Here is a 19173-nt window from a genome sequence, read left to right as displayed (position 1 = left end):
AGCGTTAAAGCCCAGTGAGAATCCGTATCTGAGCACCAATGATGGCTAGCTATCGAAGCACGAAATACTCTTAAGTATATGATTTTTCGTAGAAACATAACGAATCCATCAGATTGATCGCTGGGCACGTCGGATCTTGAAGAATCTGGATGAATCATTTAATATGACCCTCACGAGATTCTTATCAAGGAAGTGACGATGGGGCTCCGGCTTTCGCTGCAGCAGGTTCTCTACCGCATCCTTGCAGCCGCGAATCAAGATGCACGAGAGATCTTGGAAGTAGAGCCAGATAGACCGGGCCGCTTCCCAGTAACTGTCAGGCCTGAGACTCGGGCATTTCTCGATGCTCATGCCCAGCGATGGGGTGGTTCGGTGGCAAGCGTGGCTGGGGCAATCCTCGATGGCGTGGCGATGAGCGAATTGCGCGGCGGGGAATCGTCGATGCAAGGCACCGCCGAGCGATTGTCATTGCTGCTCGACGAGCATGATCTGTCATACCCAGCAGCGGCAGAAGCATTCGAGGAAATCGGACTGACGTTGAGTGATCTTTCGTCGACTGAAGCGCTGCGCGGAAAATTGACATCGTTGCGATTAAGGGCAATTGCAGAGATGTTTCACGTGCGCTACGACTGGCTCGCAGGTAAGTCGGAGGCCATGATCGATGGTGAGGTTCACCGATGGTACAAATCGGTTTATGGAGCAGCCGCAGATCTTTGGGATGCGAAGTGCCGTGGCGGCACGGTGAAGCTGATTGTTGTGACTAGTGCCAACGCTAACCTCGAGATCAAGGATGAAGAGGGTGTCTCTTATCGCGATGCGCCGCATTTCATGCCCGTGATTTACCGTGCGCGCACCCTCCCTGGCGGCGAAACACTTGGCACATATGAGGTCTGGGAAGAGGGGCGTTGGTCTTATTGGCGCTCGCGACACCATTTGAAGATGGTGGTGTATTTTGCGACGCTAGCCCGCATTGATGTAATCGGGAAGCAGTTGAGTGAGGCAGAGTACGGGGCGCTGAGAAATGGAAGTGTGCTGCCAGCAAGCGTTCTTGATCGGCTTCATTCCTTCTGGCATGTTGACGACTATGTTCCGCACCATGGGAGTGCCCCGTCGCTGGACAAGGGCGAGTGGTTGTCGATTGCCGCTGGCGACGACTTCAAATGGGCCGAGAAGCAGTTCAAGGAACTAGTGGCAAAAACAGCATCGACAATTTGAGCAATGCCGGACGGCGACGACACATTTTGTGCGCGGCAGATTCATGACGCGTTAGGCACAACGGACAGTGGTTTGTAACTAACTCATCATGGTGCAACACATTTTGGCGGCCAACGCACTACCTAAGCGTGTCGCGACCATATCAGGCCCACTCTCGCGACAGGAAATCGCCGCGCGCAAAGTGATTGATGTTGATGCACTCCTGCCCGGGGATCTTGTGTTGACTAGTGAAGTCACTCCTGGCTTTGTGGCCAGCAGCATCAGGCGGGTCCAGGGGCATGGCGGCTATGGGCACGAGCACGCACGCTGGGAGCACGCTGCAATCTATCTTGGCGACGGCATCGTTTGTGAAGCCACAAGGCGCGGCGTAAACCGTCAACCTCTTTCGCATTATGTGGGCAGCCATGATCTTCGCTTTCGCAGGGACCTCGGATTGACGAGCGATGAGCGCTACAGAGTGGCGATCGCGGCCTTATCCTTCTCAGACTACTCCTACAACCTCTGGGAGATTTTTCGCCTCATCGGCGTCGCTCATCGTGGCTTTGGAAACAAGTCAAATTCCGTCGGGCGATCAGTTGGATTCCCCAAGCGGGCGGTGATTTGCTCGGAACTTTTTGCTGACAGTTACGCGAAGGTGACCAAGAGGATTGTCGGCAACATCGCGGGAGGAGAGGTGACGCCGGCAAGTCTTAGTGCTGACGACACGCTGAGCGACGTAAGCGTTAGCTGGCTCGCCATCCCCGGCCGGCAGGAAGGCGATGTCGTCGCGCAATAGAATCGCACGGGCTGTGCGATTTCCCCTGTTCAAGTAGAAGGAGTGCAAAAGCATGACCGGACCGCTGAAAACTGACTGGGCTCTGATCCGCGCCGTGATCAACACAGCAATCGACAGTTGCGAAGCGCTTGAGGATGTCGGCTATAGCGAGACCGACCGAGAAAAAGTCATCGACGTCGGCGGCCGTTCAATCAGCGTTCAAGACTTTCTCGTGAGCGGCTGGACAATCGCAGAGGACGTCCGTTACCAGGTGATTCGCGAACGCCATGAAAGAGGTGAAGACCGGCGCTATATCCCAGAAACCTCGAGAATTCTGGTTGCGGTTACCGAAGCTTGCGCCGAACTTGTCTCTGGTGGTCAAGATCCGGCTGGCGGAGATGCGGCACGAAGAATGGCGGAATGGTTCCGCGAACACTTCGACCCCAACATCAAGAGCGCTATCAAGGTAAGTGATCAAAGCGCCTGAAACGCATTTCGCGAGTAACTACTTGTTCCACACGCCATTGCCTTCCATCGAAACCGCAATGGACGAAGCACCAGTGTCGTGTGAAGCAAGGCTGGGCACGACTTATTGCTCACTTAAGTGAGCAGAGATCTCAGTGTTGCACCAATAGTCGCGGGTTCGCCTCCGAGATCAACAGTCGTGAATCGTAAGCGGTGTCCCTGCACGGAGCAGGCCTCATCGACGTGTTCACCCAGTGACGGATGAAGCAATATGCCTTCGGCCTCGTCTGCATATTTGTCGCCGGCGCCGGTTTGCGTCCTTAGGTAGGTATACAGCTGATACAGGTCTGCGCTTCGAAATTTTTCGCTTCCAAATTGGTTTCGACGCAAAATCGCCTTGAATTTTGTGTCGATGACAATACGCCTGTCGCTGATACCACTATCCAATATCAGATCGGCCTGCATACCCGGAAGGAGGTTATGCAAGCCCGGCGTCGGGGTATCGACCTGCCAGCTCAAACGTTTCTGCGGACGAACACGCCACTCCCGGGCAGGGAGTTGGTGAAGGTAGAAGCCGGCGACAGCTTTCTCAAATATGTAAGGGAGCAGGCGATCATCCCGGCGCAGTCGAGCCAGATGCGAGTTGCCAGCCTCTTCGGTAGGCAGGCGAGGATCTAGAACAAGGCCCGCGACAACTAGCAAAGCACGGTCTTCGGCGTCGTTTCTCCCAAACTGCTCGCGTGCCAGTTCAGACCTTGAAGGCCGACGATAGGAGACACCGAGTCGCGCCAGTTCATGTGCCATCTGGCGGCACCGCTGGGAAAGCTTCGACTCTCCGATACTCGATGCGGCATGGGTCAATGCGTATCGAACCAGCTGGTTACGTGGTGTGTCAGCAGTGGGCTCTTCGAAACGACAGACAATGCGCCCCTGACGGAGCTCATCTGAGCACAAGGTTTGGACTAGATCTATACGACCTCGCACTCTTGTTAGACGTGCCTCTCGGGCCTGATAGGCCCGAGTCAGGTTACGCCGAATCCGACGCTCCACAAGCCATGCCAGCAACCGACCCAGCAATTCCGGGAGGTCGTCTTCGTCAGCAACTTCTACCGGAAGCTCGCTTGAGAACTCGGCGAGATTATGTGCGTAGGAGAGCAGGAACCAGAGATTTTTGACAGGGATCGATTTCGACATGGCCATACCTTCGATCCAGTTAAAGCTGAGCGGTCAGTTCTTCGGTCGCCTCCTTGACCTTCGACGGATTGTCGTACCAGTACTCACGCAGGAGGGGCTCAAGCTCGCTCCTCACAATTTCGCTAAACCACGCTTTGACATCGCCAGGCAGTTCGCCCTGAGGAGGAGTAACAAAGCTATGTCCAATACAGAACTGGTCCCCCAGGGATTGGTCGTCGGCAATACGCTGATTCAGACGCTCCATGCGCTTCGCGATGTCGGCCACTGCCGACTCTGAGAAGCGCGCGCTGGTCATACACCACTTGCGCCACGATTCACCAAATGAGGGCTTCAGAGTCGCAAATGCAAAGCGACGGCGCAGCGCGAGATCAATTAGCGCTAAAGACCTGTCAGCGACGTTCATCGTGCCGATGACATACAGGTTCGGGGGAACGTAAATCCGCTCGTCAGGCGAACGCGCATAGGCGGGCCGCAGAGCCTCATCCTCCCGTCGCTTGTCATGTTCGAGCAGTGTCAGCATCTCGCCAAACACTTGTGCTGGATTGCCTCGATTGATCTCCTCAATCACGACAACAAGCGGTAGGGGGTTCGATAGTGCTTCGTTGATCGCCTCGAGAAACACACCGTCGACAAGATCCAGTCGACCGTCGGCGCCCGGACGCCAACCCCGTACAAAGTCCTCATAGGAAAGGGACGGTTGGAACTGCAGGGAAATCAGCCGCGAGGTGTCCCTCGTCCCAAGTAATGCATAGCCGAGCCGCCTGGCGAGCCATGTCTTGCCAGTCCCTGGAGGGCCTTGAAGGATAAGATTATGCTTACGCTTGATCAGCGCAAGCATCGCCTCGAGCTGATCTTCAGAAACGAAGCAACCCTCGTCAATGATATTTTGAAGACTATAGCCTAGAGCCCCGGTCGGATTTTCGTCATCCGCAACAAGTCTAACGCTGGAAGACTCTGGCTCTGTCTCTACCTTCTTCGTATTGATTTGCCAACGAGATTCAAAGTCTTGGGGCAATGCTGCAGCATAGTCCTCGCCGTCATCGGTCAATACGAGCCGGGCGCTTCCTGACGAATTATCCGAGCGAACAAGGCCGACCATACGGGCCCATGCAATTACGTACGAGCCGGGCTGCAACGAGGTCCAGGTAGGTACAAGTCCCTTGAGCCTGGTTGAAAGCTCTTGTTGCGAGATTCCCTCTGGCGCACGGGAAAGCCAGAACAATAGATGCCCCATGCCGAATACGCGGCCGATCAAAGGTCCGCGCAACGCATCAGCGGGATCGTGAGCTGCGAGCAGATCAAGGCCGCGAGAGGTTGGTCGATACGCTCCGTCAGTCAACGTGATCAGTCCGAGACCGCCTTGCGCCTGTGAAATGACGTTGACTGCGCTTGTGCTCTTTTGCAGCTGCGGTGCTTCCTGCATGATGACCGAGATAAGGTCATCGCGGCTCAGGCCTTGCTCCGTCTCGCGTACTACCGCGACAAGCAGCCTGACGTTGTCACTCACGCAAGTCAGACTCCGTCGTTGTGCCTCCGCAGGCAACAACGAAATGTCAGGAATATCAATCGCTTCGCGCGTCACCGCAGGGAGGTCGACCGCACCTTCGTCCGGATTGTCTATATAAGACTGCCAGAGATACCACGTCAGGACCGACTGATCGACAGATTCTTCCACCGTACCAGGCACGCCCAGGACACGGCGCAGGTGCTCCCGAATGACCGCATGTTGCGCGATGAAATCGCCTTGGACGGGGCGTATGCCAAGAAGCCTTTGGACTTGCCAGACACGGCGTGCGTCCATCAGACACACCATATCATTTGGAAATATGGCCGCAAGCAGACGGATTAGCCGTGCCTTCGGTCGGCGTTTCGCATAGTTTTTCGACTTGATCCACGCGAGGACTTGGTGATAAAGCGCCTCAATATGCCGCCCACTCGATTCGGCGTCGGTAAGTGGCAAATTCTCCCGCGAGTCAAGCAACGTCGCAGCAAGCTCTCTATCGGCGAGCGCGCCAGGTACCGTGACGGAATTGCCAGATCCGATGTTGGCTATCGGATTGTCATTCCAGAGCTTTGCCTGAAAGCTCGGCTCCATCCACATATCGCGCGAGGCACTCTTGACTGTGCGGATCTGTTCGGCGTAATGGTGACGCCACTGTGTCGCCCATTGCTCAGCCTTGTAGGCCTTGAATCCGGTTTGCCAGATTTCGCGCAATTTGTCATCAGTCAGAACGGTGGTCATGTGGAGCTATCGAGTTGTTGCGGATACAGGTTAACGCAGGCCGAAGAAACTCCGGGTTGCTGGGCTCTTTGCGACCACGTCTACGGGCGCAGGATGAGCGGGGCTCTGTCGGCAATGGGTGACACCCCGCAGTATAAAGGTCTGTGCGTTGTCGATCCGGTGCCGGCCTATGCGCTACAGCCGCTTTCCTGTCGGTGGGACAATCTCATTCGTCCACGTCGCTGAAAACGGACCGCCCAGATTGCAGTTCTTGTTGCATCGCGCGAGGAATGCTTTTGAAGAAGCTTTCATCGTCGTCTTCTGTAGACTTGCTTGCTTCGACTGCGTCCCGGGCTTGCTCCAGCACGCCCGTTAGATACTTGACTTTTTCGTCAAAAGTGCCGTCGTTCTCTACCAACATACTGATGTCAAACAGCAGTTCACTCACATCTTCAAATTGGAGGTCAATACTACTATCCGGGTCAGCCCGCTCTCGGCGACGCTCAATGTCCTCTTCGATCTCTGAATCCAGTTTGGCCAACAGACCTACGGTCAAGCGCATGAGTTCTGACGGTTCGAACATTTTGAGGATAGAGTCATCCCTAATGAATGAGGTGTCGAGAGAGTAAAGCGCACCTTCCTGCAGGGTAAGTACTGTGGATGCCCGCATCTCTTTAGTGAGTAGCCCCATCGCGTGTGCGGTGGCCCTAAGCCGGATTTCTTCGCTAGCTCTCAAACGGAACCAGACCGCCGGATCCCCAGTCCGACCAGCAATCTCCGGTTTGCGCGTCAGTACTTTGTTGACAACCCCTTTGGGGAGCCGTCGGTTCAGGAAGCGGAAAAGCGCCTCATTTTCGCTCGGGTGGTCGGGTATCTCGAGCAGCCTCTCGATTAGCGCGTCACTGCTGCCAAGCGGAACCACTACGGCGTCGGGAACTGGCGCGGCACCTTCACATACCACCTCAGTAAGAAGTGTACCGATCCGCGCCCCTCGAACGTAGACATCAATAAGATCTGGCCGTTTGCTGAGTATTTCACTTATTGCGTCAGCAAACGTGGGGTGCCAGAAACTCCAATACTCTTTGTGCTCATCCCGACGACGGACGATCAGTGAGCCTGCGAGTTGCAGAAGTGCCTCGGTCATGCCAGACGTCGTCACGCCATAGCTTCGTGCGACGAGTGCTGCATCATGTTCGGGGAGCACATGGACGGGCAGCTTCGACTGGCTCAGGAACACCAACGTCAATGCCGCCCGTTGTTCGGCCGACAACTCTTCAACCGTCTGCACCAGAAACTTCTGAGGTTGCGAGACAAAGCGGAACAAGTCCTCGGGTATCTTCGCAATGTGCCCGGTAAACATTGGGTCTGCGAGACGGCGTGCGAGTTCTGGCAGCAGTCGGCGTTCCTTCGACAGCTCAGGTAAGTGAGCTTTTATCAAGGCTTTCCAACGCACAGGCTGAGTTCCTGCCTTCTGGTGGTTGTAGAGGATTTGCTCCCGCTCAGCTTGTGTCAGAACACCAACATTGACGACAGCGGTATCGTTGGCCAAAAGGGGATGGTTTCTCGAACCAATCCGAGGCTTTGCCTCGTTCCATATGTGTGTTCGAGATGTGAGGATGAAATGGCACCCAAGGTCGATGGCTGTCTTCATCTTTGGCATGAATTCGACCCATGCATTGATGTACTCAGACATCAGCAAATTTGAGCCAAAGGCATCGTCAATCCAGAATAAACGTTTGTTATCGTCTGGATTCCAATGCTGACGAAGCTCTATTGGGCCCTCGCACTTGAATACCTGCACCTCACTTTTGTCAATGGCCATTGTGGCGAGAATTGCCGCCAGCGTGGACTTTCCTGTGGCCGGGGCGCCTAGTAACAGCACGAGCCTGTGTTTCGCCAAAACATCCACTGCCGAACGATGAGGAGCAGTCGGCACATAAACATTGAGGGCCTTTTTGTGGTCCCCCAGCAGTGCACGTGTCTGCGTGGCGCATCGCTCATCAAGGATTGTAGAGAGGTCTCCGAGACCATAGACGCGGGGTACCAGTGCTCGCAGGCGCGGACTTCCTTTGATCTTCCCAAGCAGCCACTCCTTGCCTTCGACATGAGGTTCAGCAACACCCATCTCCGCGAGTTTTTCGCGGATTTCTCGGGCAACGTCTGCATCCACGCTCATGCTGGTGAGGAAGTAGTAGACCGATGCCATTCCTTTGGCAACGAGCTGGCGGACGTGCTCCAGCTCATCGGTTATATCTGAACGCCGCAAACGTTGTTCTCGTTTGCTGGAAAACTTGCATTGCACTGTTCCCACAGCTACAGGGGCGTTCTCTCGCTTCACAAGAAACACCGCATCCTGGCCACCGTCCTGAGCCTCACGGTACACCGAGATCGTACTCAGCAGCTCCTCTTCCATAACCTGTGCACAGAGGTCCTGGAATGCCTTCCATCCTAGAGTGTGAAGGGCGAAGTCGGAGTGATAGGCTTGAGCCTGGCCGGAAACCGGCTGTGTCAGTTGGTGGCTGTCTTGTGTCTCCATGTCTATATTGTATTCGTTGCGCTGTCTGCAGCCGATATCGGTCAAGCCTATCTGGTTGACACGGCTGTTCGATGGGCTCAGCGAGACATGTGCGATACCAGACGATGGTCAATGTCGGCTGCGGCACCGTATCTAACGGTAGTCAACAATCGTCATCTTGTACGGAAACCACCGAGTTGCTTCGCGCAACTTCGGTGGATTTTTTGTATGCGATATAGCACATTCACGTAACAAACTTTATACGCTGGAATGCCGATAAGGCCTATTCCTGCGCGAACTAAATACAACCGTTCGCACTGGTCACAAACCCCTCGTCACACTGCCAAGCGCGCCCGGTCACGTCGAGATGGGCGTGCGCTGGCACCTCTAATTTGAGGCAACGCGTTCCAGCCTCGAGATAGCCCGCATCGCACGCCCAATCAAGGCCTGTCGGTTCTAAGTGTGCATGGGAGGGTATATCCACTTTCTCACAGCGCGCCCCTGAGACTCGAAAGCCCGTGGGGCAGCTGTTTCGGCTGGCAGAGGCACGCGGAGCTGGACATCCTAAGCGGTCGACGCCAGGTGGGCAGGTACCCGGAGATGTTTGTATCGAACCAGAATTTGAATCTACCGGGGGCACCGCAATACTGGAGAGCGAACTACGCTGAACCTGTGGCAGGCGCGCGTGCCACGTTGCCTTCGCCGCCGTAGTATCAACATGACTCGCATGATCAGCGGAAGGAGTGCTAGCGGAATGTGCTGAATGGCTAAGGTCCTCGCGGCGCACATCTGGCTCAACGATTGGGAGCTCGGCTGCATGAGGTTTCCCAGCGTCTGGCAGCCTACTTTGGGATTCAACTGTTGGTTGATTTGCGCCGTTGCTCCTCGCGAGGAAATGCTTGAGAGCTAGAACTGCGGCGGTCATGGCGACAACGGCTATCGCGCATAAGCACCATCTTGGAATTCCGGGCCTACGGGGCTGTACGCCTGAGTTCGCCGATTCCATGCGTGATGCATGCGCATGATCCTGCAAACCTGCGTCGTTTGTCGGTTTCCACGCGCGCTTGCTCAAACCTTTGAAATAGGCTTCGATTCCAGCTGCAATCGCGTCAGCATCGGTTTGAGGCACGCCCGAGGTAGAGAGCACAAACTTGACGTCTGCGCCTGATTCGTGGGCTTGCGTAGCTGTTGCAAGCCATCGAAAATAGAGAGTTGTATCACTCGGACCGCCAGCCTCGCGCACGTCCTTATCTTGATTCGCAGCAGAAGGGAGCATCGTCTATCAGACCTCAGCCGTAACGCCGTCGACGATTGGCTTCGCGAGTCCAGGCCACACTGGATGGTGTTTCAGAATTATCGAGCATTTGCTGAAGTACTCGTAGGTTTTCCAGGCCTCTCGGTTTCCAATGACGTACAGGCGGCGCTTAGCCCGACTCACTGCAACATTGAGAAGATTGGGCTTTTCGGATGCCCACTGTTTTGCCCCTGGACGGTTGGGGTTGCCACCGAGAACGAGCAAAACGACATCTGACTCTTTTCCCTGGACGGTATGAATTGTGCCAACCCGGACATTTGGATATCGGCCTTTGAGGTGCTTTCTCAGATTGCGGGTCACGTCGCGGAACGGGGAAATCACGTAGATCGGCTTGCCTGCGTGCTCGTGGTCGTGGACGTCGGCCAGGATCGCGTCAACCACTAGTCCTTCCTCCTTGATCCAGTGGTCGTCAGCGTCGCTCCCGTTGACGTGGATCCATCCAGTATCCGGCAGCTCAATCTCCTTGCGGCCAACGACACCGAACACCATCAGGCCGTGATAGGCGATCTTGTTTGACACATTGAACATGTCAAAGTCGCATCGACGATGCACGCGCAGGGGCGAACTAACCCAAAGAGGGTTCCCCTCATGGTCGGGCAAGTACGTTCCGACCTTTGATACCCGGTCGGCCAGACGCTGGATCGACTGCTGCCCCGGGAGCCAGGTTTCTGCGACATTGAATCGCGAGCGCAGCGATTGTTGGGCGGTGAAGGGGAGCGGCAAGATGGGCTCAAGCTGCAAAGGGTCCCCGACAATGACGGCGCGTTGCGCGCGCCAAAGGGCGCCAACCGCCGCTTGTGGGATGCCTTGGCCTGCTTCATCAATCAGCAGCCATCCGATATCCTCGCTTCCGAGGTGTGCAAAAAGTCGATCATAGGAAGCAAACGTGCTTGAGACGACCGGCACTACTGTAAATAGTGTTTGCCACGCTGCCTTCGTCGCATCTCGTGGAATAGTCGGGGGAACTTTGCCGTTCAGAATGTCCACCGCTGCAAAGAGGTTCTTCTCAACTATGGCTGCATTCGCGGCTACAAAGGCCTTGTGCAGTTTGAGGGCCTCAAGAAAAACCTCGGCTCGGGCGTCATTCCAGGCGCGGTCAGCCCAAGGTGATGAGCACTCGCGAACCTCGTCGCTCTGACTCAATGTTGACTCTTCAACGAAATGCTCTCGTAATGCAGCGCGTGCTTGAGCAATCTGGCCGTCGAGGACGGAAACATGCTGCTTGGTCTCTGTGCAGGCTTTCATCGCTTCGGCTTCGAACCGGAGTGCGGCTTGCTTGATTTCTACGAGTTGTGCCTCCGTTTGGGCAGCCTGTTCCATGGCAAAGGCTGCGTCCTGTTCGGCATTGACCAGTTGCAGATAGGATAGTCGCCAGTTTTTGTGGGCGCGACCGAAGGTCAGAAGTGTTTCAAAGAAACCTGGTTTGGCAAGCGCAAAATCGGATTTTTTGTCTTTTGCTTGCGTGTGGCGTATGGATGCCAACGCACGGGCGCTCTCAGCCTTCGCAAGGGAGCTCGAAGCTTTCGTGCTGGCCTGCTGACGTTCAAGCAGTGCGGCGGCCAAGGATAGGTATTCGGACTGGGCGCTCGTCAGTCGATCGCGCAAGCGCGACCACGCTTCGCGCTCTGTACGCAAGCGCTTTTCCTTTGCGACAGCTCCTCGGAATGCATTCTTCGCGCTCGACCAGTCGACGAACTTCCCTTGAGCCTCGATTAGCCAGCTTTTCAGCCCGGGAAGGGGCTTGTCGTCTTCTGATTGGTCGGCTCGCGGGGTATTACGATTCGGATCCTTGTCCCACCAGACATTACGGATAAAACTGGCACGATTACCCATGTTTCCCAGTCGCGCAGCGACTAGGCCCCATACTGGTTTGTCATCTTCGATAGCTCGAGCTGCGAGGTCGGGGAAGTAATCGATCTGAGCCTTCCAGTCGTCGTCAATCGCATCTGCACCGGGCAACTCGAGAGTGATATTCTCAACTGCGCCGTTGTTCGCTGAGGCCACGACAATCTCGAATCCTGCAAACTCCGGTTTCCAGTGGCGTACGGTCCGCCTGTAGCCATCTGCCGACTTCCAGATTGTCGCTGTCCCAAAGGCATCTTCCGGCTGAGCCAGCCGAGAAAGACACATCGCGCGCTCGACTACTACATGTGCGACGAGATCACGTAAAAGAGTCGTTTTACCGGTTCCCGGCGGACCGTTGACACTAAACAACCCTCCTGATTGGCCCAGTACTTCTGTGATACTGTTAATCGCGAACTGCTGTCCGAAAACTAGCGGATGATGTCCCTTGCTGGGCCAGCGCCCAACCGGAAAGCGTGAGGGTTTAAGCGATTCGTAGATTGCGGACGTTGCTTCGCGCACGTCGAGGCGATTCGCTTCGTCGATGTGTTCTTCAGGCGTCAGATAGGCTGCCAGAGGGCGACTAATTTCGTTCCCTTCGATCGCGTTGGCGACCCGAGAAAGGTCTTTCGCCAGAAAGCTGTTCAAGAAGTCAGAGCCACTATCCTCATGCTGATACTTCTCATTGACCAGAGTCGAGGTCACTCGCGCCACCTCTTGAGGTGTCTCGGAGGCGAGTCCGACCTCAGTGAGAATCAACTCAGTCAGCGCCGAAATGTCGGATAGCGTCAGTTTTCGACCGACGTCAATCTCATTCTCGATGAGTTTTCGACCGACTTCGTCATCTTCACAGATCGCAAGCAACTGTCTTACGCGAACGAGGAGTGCATCCGCGAATAGCTCAAACCCCGCCAGCCACTCGGTTGAATCTGGGCCCGGTGACATGGTACGCCCCCAAGCCCAGACGCAAGATGAGATCACAAAGGTATTGAAAAGAGGGCGGCCATCGGCGTCTACACGCAGATAGAAGCATGCGGAAACCGCGTCGAGCCGTGAGTCAAACGATTGCGGATCCGAGCCAAACTTTGCTTCCAGCAGGTCACGGACACGTTTGACGGCATAAATGCCCCCATATACCTCATGCCTCCATACACGGTTCTCCGACGGCGCTCTGAGCCTTTTGTACTCTCGTTGCCACGGCGCGGCGTCCGACGGCAGCGCAAAGCTATCCGTCTGCTCCTCTTTTCTCTTCTTGTCTTTCTTCTTGTCTTCGAAGCCCAGATCAATCTTAGGGGCAGTTTGCGGGTTGAAAATCTCGATTGCCCGCCAGTATTGAAGAATCTGTGCCTTCCGAAAAGCTTCTTGCATCTGCATATCCTTGGCCGTACTCATGCGTATACGACTGTTATCGGATATTCATGCGAATACTTAAATCTTTTGTAGGTGTGGTAGTTGTGTTGCCAAAGCGATAAATGTGCGAGCGCCGGCTTGCCGCTTGCCGTGCAGAAGTGAGGAGGGCACCTGTGGCCCGTGTGGAGATACCGTTCAACCAGCGGGATACTCGTTCGTCCCGTAGAAGCGAACTGCAAGCAGGGTGTGCGTCAGCACAAACGTGCCGTCGCTCAATCTAAACACATCGCACCGACACACAGCCTGCTTGCCAGCGCTCAAAGAACCTTAAGGTTGCGAATTTTTCCTATCGCAGGCGAGCGCTGGCTAATCAGATTTGCGAGGTACTCTGGAAGCAGAGCCCTGGCAATGTTCGCAGGCACGTCGCATATTACCTGTGACGGAACATTTACAATGAAGTCATCAGGGGATGAGGCGAGACTATGCTCATAGCTGACTCGTATATCCATGCACTCCTCAACCAAAATTCTAGTGATCGTGGACCGCAGTCCACGCAAATTAGTGTGACCAGATCAAAATCGTAACGACGGCACACATTTCAAGAGCAGTAACTCACGGGATTGCCAAAGGGCGCTAACTGAAGGTTGCGCGCTGTAGCCGAAGGCAAACCGCCTAACACGCACAACACCTCTGCAGTTTAGTTCGTCTTCGTTTCGTCCCAGTTCATGCGATGTCGGTCTGTCGTCTCGCGATAACGTTCATCGTCTTCCGTGTGCAAATACAAGCTCGTTGTATTCAGAGAAACGTGGCCGAGATTGTCACGGATGGTCCGAAGATCAACGCCACCATCTGCCTGATGAGAGCCAGCTGTATGTCTAAGCCAGTGCGCCGAAGCCCGTTCAAGCTCGTCGGCACGGTCGGAAAATTCCGGGCCTTGCGCGCGTAGCCACATCGCCGCGCCCGCGAAGACGCTTTTGATCGCATCGTGGATCGCTGAGCGTGAAAGGCAGCGCGCTTTGCCTTTGAACGGCAGTATGAGCGGGGTTTCCTCGGAGCGTGTCGGCAGGGCGGCCAAGCCCATCGTCTCACGATAGCGCTTCAGCTCCTGGATCAGCTCAGGCGATGCAGGCACAATCCGCTCCTTGTCACCCTTGCCGAGTGTTTCCAGCCACCACTGGTCTCGGCCGTCCGCCCCCAGCCGTCGGAAAAAACTTCCCATCTGGCCACCAGCGACTTCCGAAATTCGCATGCCCTGCAGGTAAAACAAGGTTGTGAGCCAACGGCAACGCGCATAGTAGGCTCGCTCAGCGACAGTTTCCTGCGGAAGCTGCTCAACGAACGCTTTGACTTCGTCCCACAGCGATATGGACAGATAGCGAGTAATGCGAGGTGCGGATCGTCTGGCTCTTTGCCGCAGCAACGCCATCGGATTGCCTCGCAGGTATCCAGCGTTCACAAGCCAGGTGAACATGGCGTTAAGGATGACGAGCGCCTGACGCTGGCTGGCCGATGACAGCGGACCATTGAACGGACGCCAGCGGGCGTCGCCGCGCGGGTATTTGCCTCCAGTGGCCGAAATCCAGCGTTCTGCCGGCTGCGGATCAGCTAGAAACGCCTTGAACACGAGGAGATCCTCGTGCGTCAGCGACGACAGCGGCTTTCCCAGTTGAACGACACCCCAGAGCAACAGACGCTCGGCTTCCTTGCGGTAGTTGTCGAACGTGGTCTTCGTGTCGACGTAGTTCGCGAGCCACGCCCGAACGGCATCAAGATCGTTGTCGGCGGTGAGTTGTGATTTGCCGGCGTCTGCGCGATTCGAGCCGAGACGTCCGTCGAGCGCCGTGGGCACGACCAGCGACTCAACAGGTTGGATAGCGACAATTTCGGCGTTTTTCACAGAAGAAAGGCTCCAGATGGGCTCGCGTAATCGGGTTTGAGCCAGATTATACCATACACGACATTATAGCAGTAATGTCGTGTATGGTATGAAAAAAGGTAGAAAATTAACGTATTACGTTAAGTTATTGATGATTCCATTTTGCGAGCTGGCAAGAAGATTCGTGTTGACCAATTTGAGCGTCGTCGCCGTCGACGACCGCTTGCTTGGTGTGGCTTGGTCTCAGTCCCCGTTTCGGTATGTGTCGGCGCGTAAGAATCCAACGCGCTCAAGGCCGCCTTACAATCTTGCGAACACAACGCCGTTTAAATAATTCGTATGATCGATCGCCAGGTTTTTAGAACGCCAACGCGTGCAAGTCGAGATGTTTCTCCAGAGTTCGTCGAATTCAATTCGCTGGATTCGGTTCGCAACGTTGTTCTCCTTGGCGACCCAGGCTCCGGCAAGACCCATCTGTTCAAGATTGCGGCGCAAGCTTGTAATGGGCGGTACATGACCGTTCGGACATTTCTGAATTCGCCGGCGAGCTGGGGCGACCAGGCGCTGTTCCTTGATGCGCTTGATGAGCGGCGTTCGGGCCGGAGTGACGACTCCGTTGTGGATCAGGTAGTCCAAAAGCTTTTTACCTGCCCGCCGGCAAAAGTAAGGATTTCCAGCCGCACACAGGATTGGCTCAGCGAGTCTGACCTTGAAGCGTTCAACGCGTATTTTGATCAGAATGGCGGTGTGACGCTTGTCAATCTTGCTGTTCTGTCGCAAAGCGCACAGCTAGCCGTCTTGCAAAATCAGGGCATAGCCAACGGTCAAGAGTTCGTTCAGGAGGCCAAAGATCGCGGCTTGGGTGAGTTTCTTGGAAATCCGCAAAACCTCATCATGCTTGCTGCGGTCGTTAAGGGTGGCGACTGGCCGACTACGCGTCTTGACCTGTTCCACGAGGCGACTCAGCGGTGGCTCACGGAACATAACCAGTCACGCTCCGAGCACTCAGATTTTTCAAACGCAGAACTGCGCAGCGCTGCAGGCGCACTTTGCGCCTTGCGGTTGATCGGCGACGTGGACGGATTTTCACTTGCTGGCGACGCGATCGACGAAACCCATCCAAGTGTTAGCGACATTCCATTTTTGAACAAGCAACTTGCGCTAACTGCCCTGCACCGCCGCATTTTCTCTGCGATACCCGGAAGCGATACGGTCGACTATACGCACCGCACGACTGCCGAGTACCTGGCTGCGGAGTGGATCGCAAACCAACTGGAAACGGGATTGTCCTTTCGCCGAGTCATGGCATTGTTGGGACCCGACGGCCATCCAGCGACAGAGTTGCGTGGGTTGCACGCTTGGCTTGCGGTGCTGGCTCCCCGATTTGCTGAGGAGTTGATCAACGCCGATCCATACGGCTTTCTCTCCTATGGCGATGCGGCTTCGATTTCACCGACACTGCGCGTCTCGTTGCTCACGGCACTTTCGCATCTTTCCGGTATCGATCCATGGTTTCGGTATCGGCGGGACGGCCAACATGGCGAGCTCTTGGCGGGTATGTGTGGACCCGAGATGACGTCGTCCTACCACAGCATTTTGACGACCTTCCCAGCCAATCATGCTATGCGTCAATTAGTTCTTGCTGCGCTTGCTGAAGGCTCGCCAGACCCAAATCTTCTGAATGTCCTAGTCAGTATCTTTGCCTCTAGCGATGCCGAGCAGGTTGAGCGTGAAGGAGCCCTCCTTGCGCTTCTAAAGCTTGGCCCCGCCGGTGCGGCCGCCATTCTTAAGGAGTATCCGACACTCGGTTGGGATGCGAACTCACTGCAAACTCGCGTGGATACTGTAGCTGCTGGTTACGGACAGTTGTTCGGGGCGAACGATGTTACCAAGCTTGTAGATTCAATCGACGAGCTCACTGAGAAAATGAGCGGACGAGTTTATTTGTGGGCAATTTCCAGTGCAATGCCAGTAAAGGACCTAATGTTCGTCCTCGATTCGGCTAGGAAGACGATCACCGATCCCGGGCTTGATGAGATTCTGACCGGTAACGAATCGAAAACGTCTCATTTGCTCAGTATCATGCTTGTCAAAGTATTGGGTAGCGATGAAGAAATCGCCCCTGCCAGTCTTTGGGGGTGGCTAGCAAAAGTGACCGATGCGAGATCATCGACTACGTCGTACTCGATGATCCAAAAGGCTATCCAAGATCGAAGAGCGATTGTTTTGAAGGCTCTCGCGGTCGGAATCTGTACGATTGAGGCAGAGACTGACATTTATCCACTGTTCATGCGACTGCAGCGAATGACTGCTGGAGCAGTGCCGCTTGTTGAATTGCTTGATTTGCTGATCGAACGCCTTCAGGCTTGTACTCATGAAAGCGCGAATGTTCGAGTTGTATATCAAAGCGCCCTTGCGCTGCTGTTAAGCGTGGCCTCAGAACGCCCTGCTGCAGTCGAGTACCTCTGTGCTATAGGAGAAAATGAGAGTCTAGGTGGCATCCGAGACAAGATGCTCCTCTGCGAAATTTCCGATTGGAGGGTAAAGCAAGCGCAGCGGGCAAACGAACAACGAGCTAAGAGTCTCGAAATCTTGCAACGTAGGCGAGCCGATTTCGCCGCGAGTGAATCGGAAATCCGTGCCGGGACGGCGTTACGGTGGATTGGATGGCTTGCTCAAGTCTACCTCGGAATTTTCAATGACGTCGATACCAGCCTTCCCCCAGAATCAAGGCTAGTCCCTTATATCGGTAACGAATTCACAGAATCGGCACTGACTGGGCTGATCGCTTCAATGAACACTTGTGACGTGCCTGACGTCCGCGCCATCACCCAAATGTCGCGTGATGGCGGCTTTAAGGCGCAATGGTTTGGCGTGGTGGCCGGACTTACAGAGGCATATTCGGGCAACAATAAGGTGCTCGGGCAAATTCCTGAGGGCGTCTTGGCCGCAGCACTAGCTATCGATCTTTTGCATCCAACTTCCGTTCGAGTCGGAAACTCGGAGCGAAAAGTTACATTCGAGTGGAAGACGTCACTCATGTCCGGACGGCCGGCATTGGTGGTAGATACCTATAAAAAGGTAATCAAATGTGACCTTGAAGCACAGCGCGAACACGTTAGCGGGCTGTACGAACTGCTTACGTCAGAAGAATTTGCACCGTACCGCACTTCCATTGCGATGGAGTTTTTGACTGAGTACGAGAACATCCGCGAGCAGAACCTACGTCTGCTACTCAAGATCGCCTCCACGGATCTCTCCGTACGCAACGAATTTATTGCCCTTTCGAAATTGCGAGTTGCTAGTGATGCGCAGGGGCGTGGCATCGTATCTAGCTGGCTCGCGAGCGCGTTTTTGGTGGAATCGAGCGATTTTGTGAGCGTCTTCTTTGACAAGCTTGCGGTGGATGTGACTTTTGCCTGGTCGCTCGCGGACGCTCTCATGGACGCAACAAGTCCGTTTGCAGCAATCCATGCACTTTCGCCTTCTATCCTTCAACGTCTCATTCTGCTCACTGCCGCACATTTCCCGAATACGCCCCATCCTTCAGGAAGTTGGTGGGGAAATCGGAACCCGTGGGACGGAGCAGAACTTGTGCGCAAACTTCTAAACCTGCTAGCCTCGCATTCCACTCGAGGCGCGAGCGTCGCGTTGAAACATCTAGCGGATGATTCGGCGCTTGAAAGTTATCGGGAAAATATTCTGCACGCTGCTGCCGAACAAGCCGTACGCCGACGCGACGCAGAATATCAGCAGCCTGATTGGATGCACACCATCACAGCCCTGAAAAATGGCGCACCGGCTACCGCATCGGATTTTTACGCTTTGCTTCTGGATACTTTGCTTGATGTTGGCGATAGAATTTCAAACTCAAACAGCAACATCTACAAACGCTTCTGGAACGAGACCGGTTCAGGGACGTTGATAGATCCAAAATCCGAAGAAAGTGGCCGTGATGTCCTGCTGGATCTTCTCCGGGAGCGTCTTGGTTTGAAAGGGATCCACATCGAACCCGAGGGCCGAATGGTCGACAACAAACGTGCGGACATCGTTGCACTATTCCGGAAACTCAAAATACCGATTGAGATCAAGCGCAACTACCACGCCGATGTCTGGACGGCCCCCGAAGCGCAGCTTGTTCGTCAGTACACAAGAGATCCAGATTCGGCTGGTCATGGAATCTATGTTGTATTCTGGTTTGGCTCCGTCGGCGTCAGGAAAATGCCATTACCGCCTGGGGGGCGCTCCCGACCTGAGAGTGCATGTGAGATGGCAACCTTACTTGCTGATTCGTTACCGGATTCGCTTCGCTCCCATATTGGCATCGTATTGATTGACGTGGCTGGCCAGCCAGGGTCGCATGTAGCTGAATAAGACTCTGAATTCACTCGACTTTCGACACGCCGAGGACGCAACTACCCTTACC

At 54.9% G+C, this 19173-nt stretch carries 10 protein-coding genes; 4 read left to right on the top strand and 6 right to left on the bottom strand.

The window, feature by feature from the left end:
• The first annotated feature begins 198 nt into the window (after window positions 1-198).
• The 3 genes from F3J17_RS04575 to F3J17_RS04565 all read left to right on the top strand — a co-directional run bounded on the left by F3J17_RS04575 (window position 199) and on the right by F3J17_RS04565 (window position 2456).
• A complete protein-coding gene (locus F3J17_RS04575) occupies window positions 199-1215 on the top strand; it encodes a hypothetical protein (RefSeq protein ID WP_167054163.1) in 1017 nt (338 codons plus the stop codon).
• A gap of 88 nt (window positions 1216-1303) precedes the next feature.
• Window positions 1304-1990, top strand: coding sequence for a hypothetical protein (locus tag F3J17_RS04570; RefSeq protein WP_167054161.1), 687 nt, complete (start codon window positions 1304-1306; stop codon window positions 1988-1990).
• Window positions 1991-2042: 52 nt separating this feature from the next.
• Window positions 2043-2456: a hypothetical protein gene (locus F3J17_RS04565; protein ID WP_240160759.1), complete on the top strand. Its 414-nt coding sequence runs from the start codon at window positions 2043-2045 to the stop codon at window positions 2454-2456.
• A gap of 113 nt (window positions 2457-2569) precedes the next feature.
• Here F3J17_RS04565 and mcrC read toward each other — a convergent pair whose 3' ends face one another.
• The 6 genes from mcrC to F3J17_RS04535 all read right to left on the bottom strand — a co-directional run bounded on the left by mcrC (window position 2570) and on the right by F3J17_RS04535 (window position 14768).
• On the bottom strand, window positions 2570-3628 hold the full coding sequence (gene mcrC, locus F3J17_RS04560) for a 5-methylcytosine-specific restriction endonuclease system specificity protein McrC (RefSeq protein WP_167054159.1): 1059 nt from the start codon (window positions 3626-3628) through the stop codon (window positions 2570-2572).
• 19 nt (window positions 3629-3647) lie between these two features.
• Window positions 3648-5870, bottom strand: coding sequence for an AAA family ATPase (locus F3J17_RS04555; protein WP_167054156.1), 2223 nt, complete (start codon window positions 5868-5870; stop codon window positions 3648-3650).
• Between the two features lie 205 nt (window positions 5871-6075).
• Window positions 6076-8430 (bottom strand): hypothetical protein, encoded by a 2355-nt coding sequence (locus F3J17_RS04550; RefSeq protein WP_240160758.1) that lies wholly within the window; start codon window positions 8428-8430, stop codon window positions 6076-6078.
• Between the two features lie 1216 nt (window positions 8431-9646).
• Window positions 9647-12889, bottom strand: coding sequence for an AAA domain-containing protein (locus F3J17_RS04545; protein ID WP_167054154.1), 3243 nt, complete (start codon window positions 12887-12889; stop codon window positions 9647-9649).
• Window positions 12890-13188: 299 nt separating this feature from the next.
• Window positions 13189-13380 carry a hypothetical protein gene (locus tag F3J17_RS36160; RefSeq protein WP_167054152.1) on the bottom strand — a complete coding sequence of 64 codons (192 nt, stop codon included), beginning with the start codon at window positions 13378-13380 and terminating at the stop codon, window positions 13189-13191.
• Window positions 13381-13568: 188 nt separating this feature from the next.
• Window positions 13569-14768: a tyrosine-type recombinase/integrase gene (locus F3J17_RS04535; RefSeq protein ID WP_167054150.1), complete on the bottom strand. Its 1200-nt coding sequence runs from the start codon at window positions 14766-14768 to the stop codon at window positions 13569-13571.
• A gap of 318 nt (window positions 14769-15086) precedes the next feature.
• Between F3J17_RS04535 and F3J17_RS04530 the strand changes: the two genes are divergently transcribed.
• A complete protein-coding gene (locus F3J17_RS04530; protein ID WP_167054149.1) occupies window positions 15087-19121 on the top strand; it encodes a hypothetical protein in 4035 nt (1344 codons plus the stop codon).
• Window positions 19122-19173 lie beyond the last annotated feature (52 nt).

This window comes from Burkholderia sp. Ax-1719, assembly GCF_011753055.1.
GTDB lineage: Bacteria > Pseudomonadota > Gammaproteobacteria > Burkholderiales > Burkholderiaceae > Paraburkholderia.
Note: the sequence above shows the minus strand (reverse complement) of the source record. Positions and strands in the feature narration are given on the sequence as shown.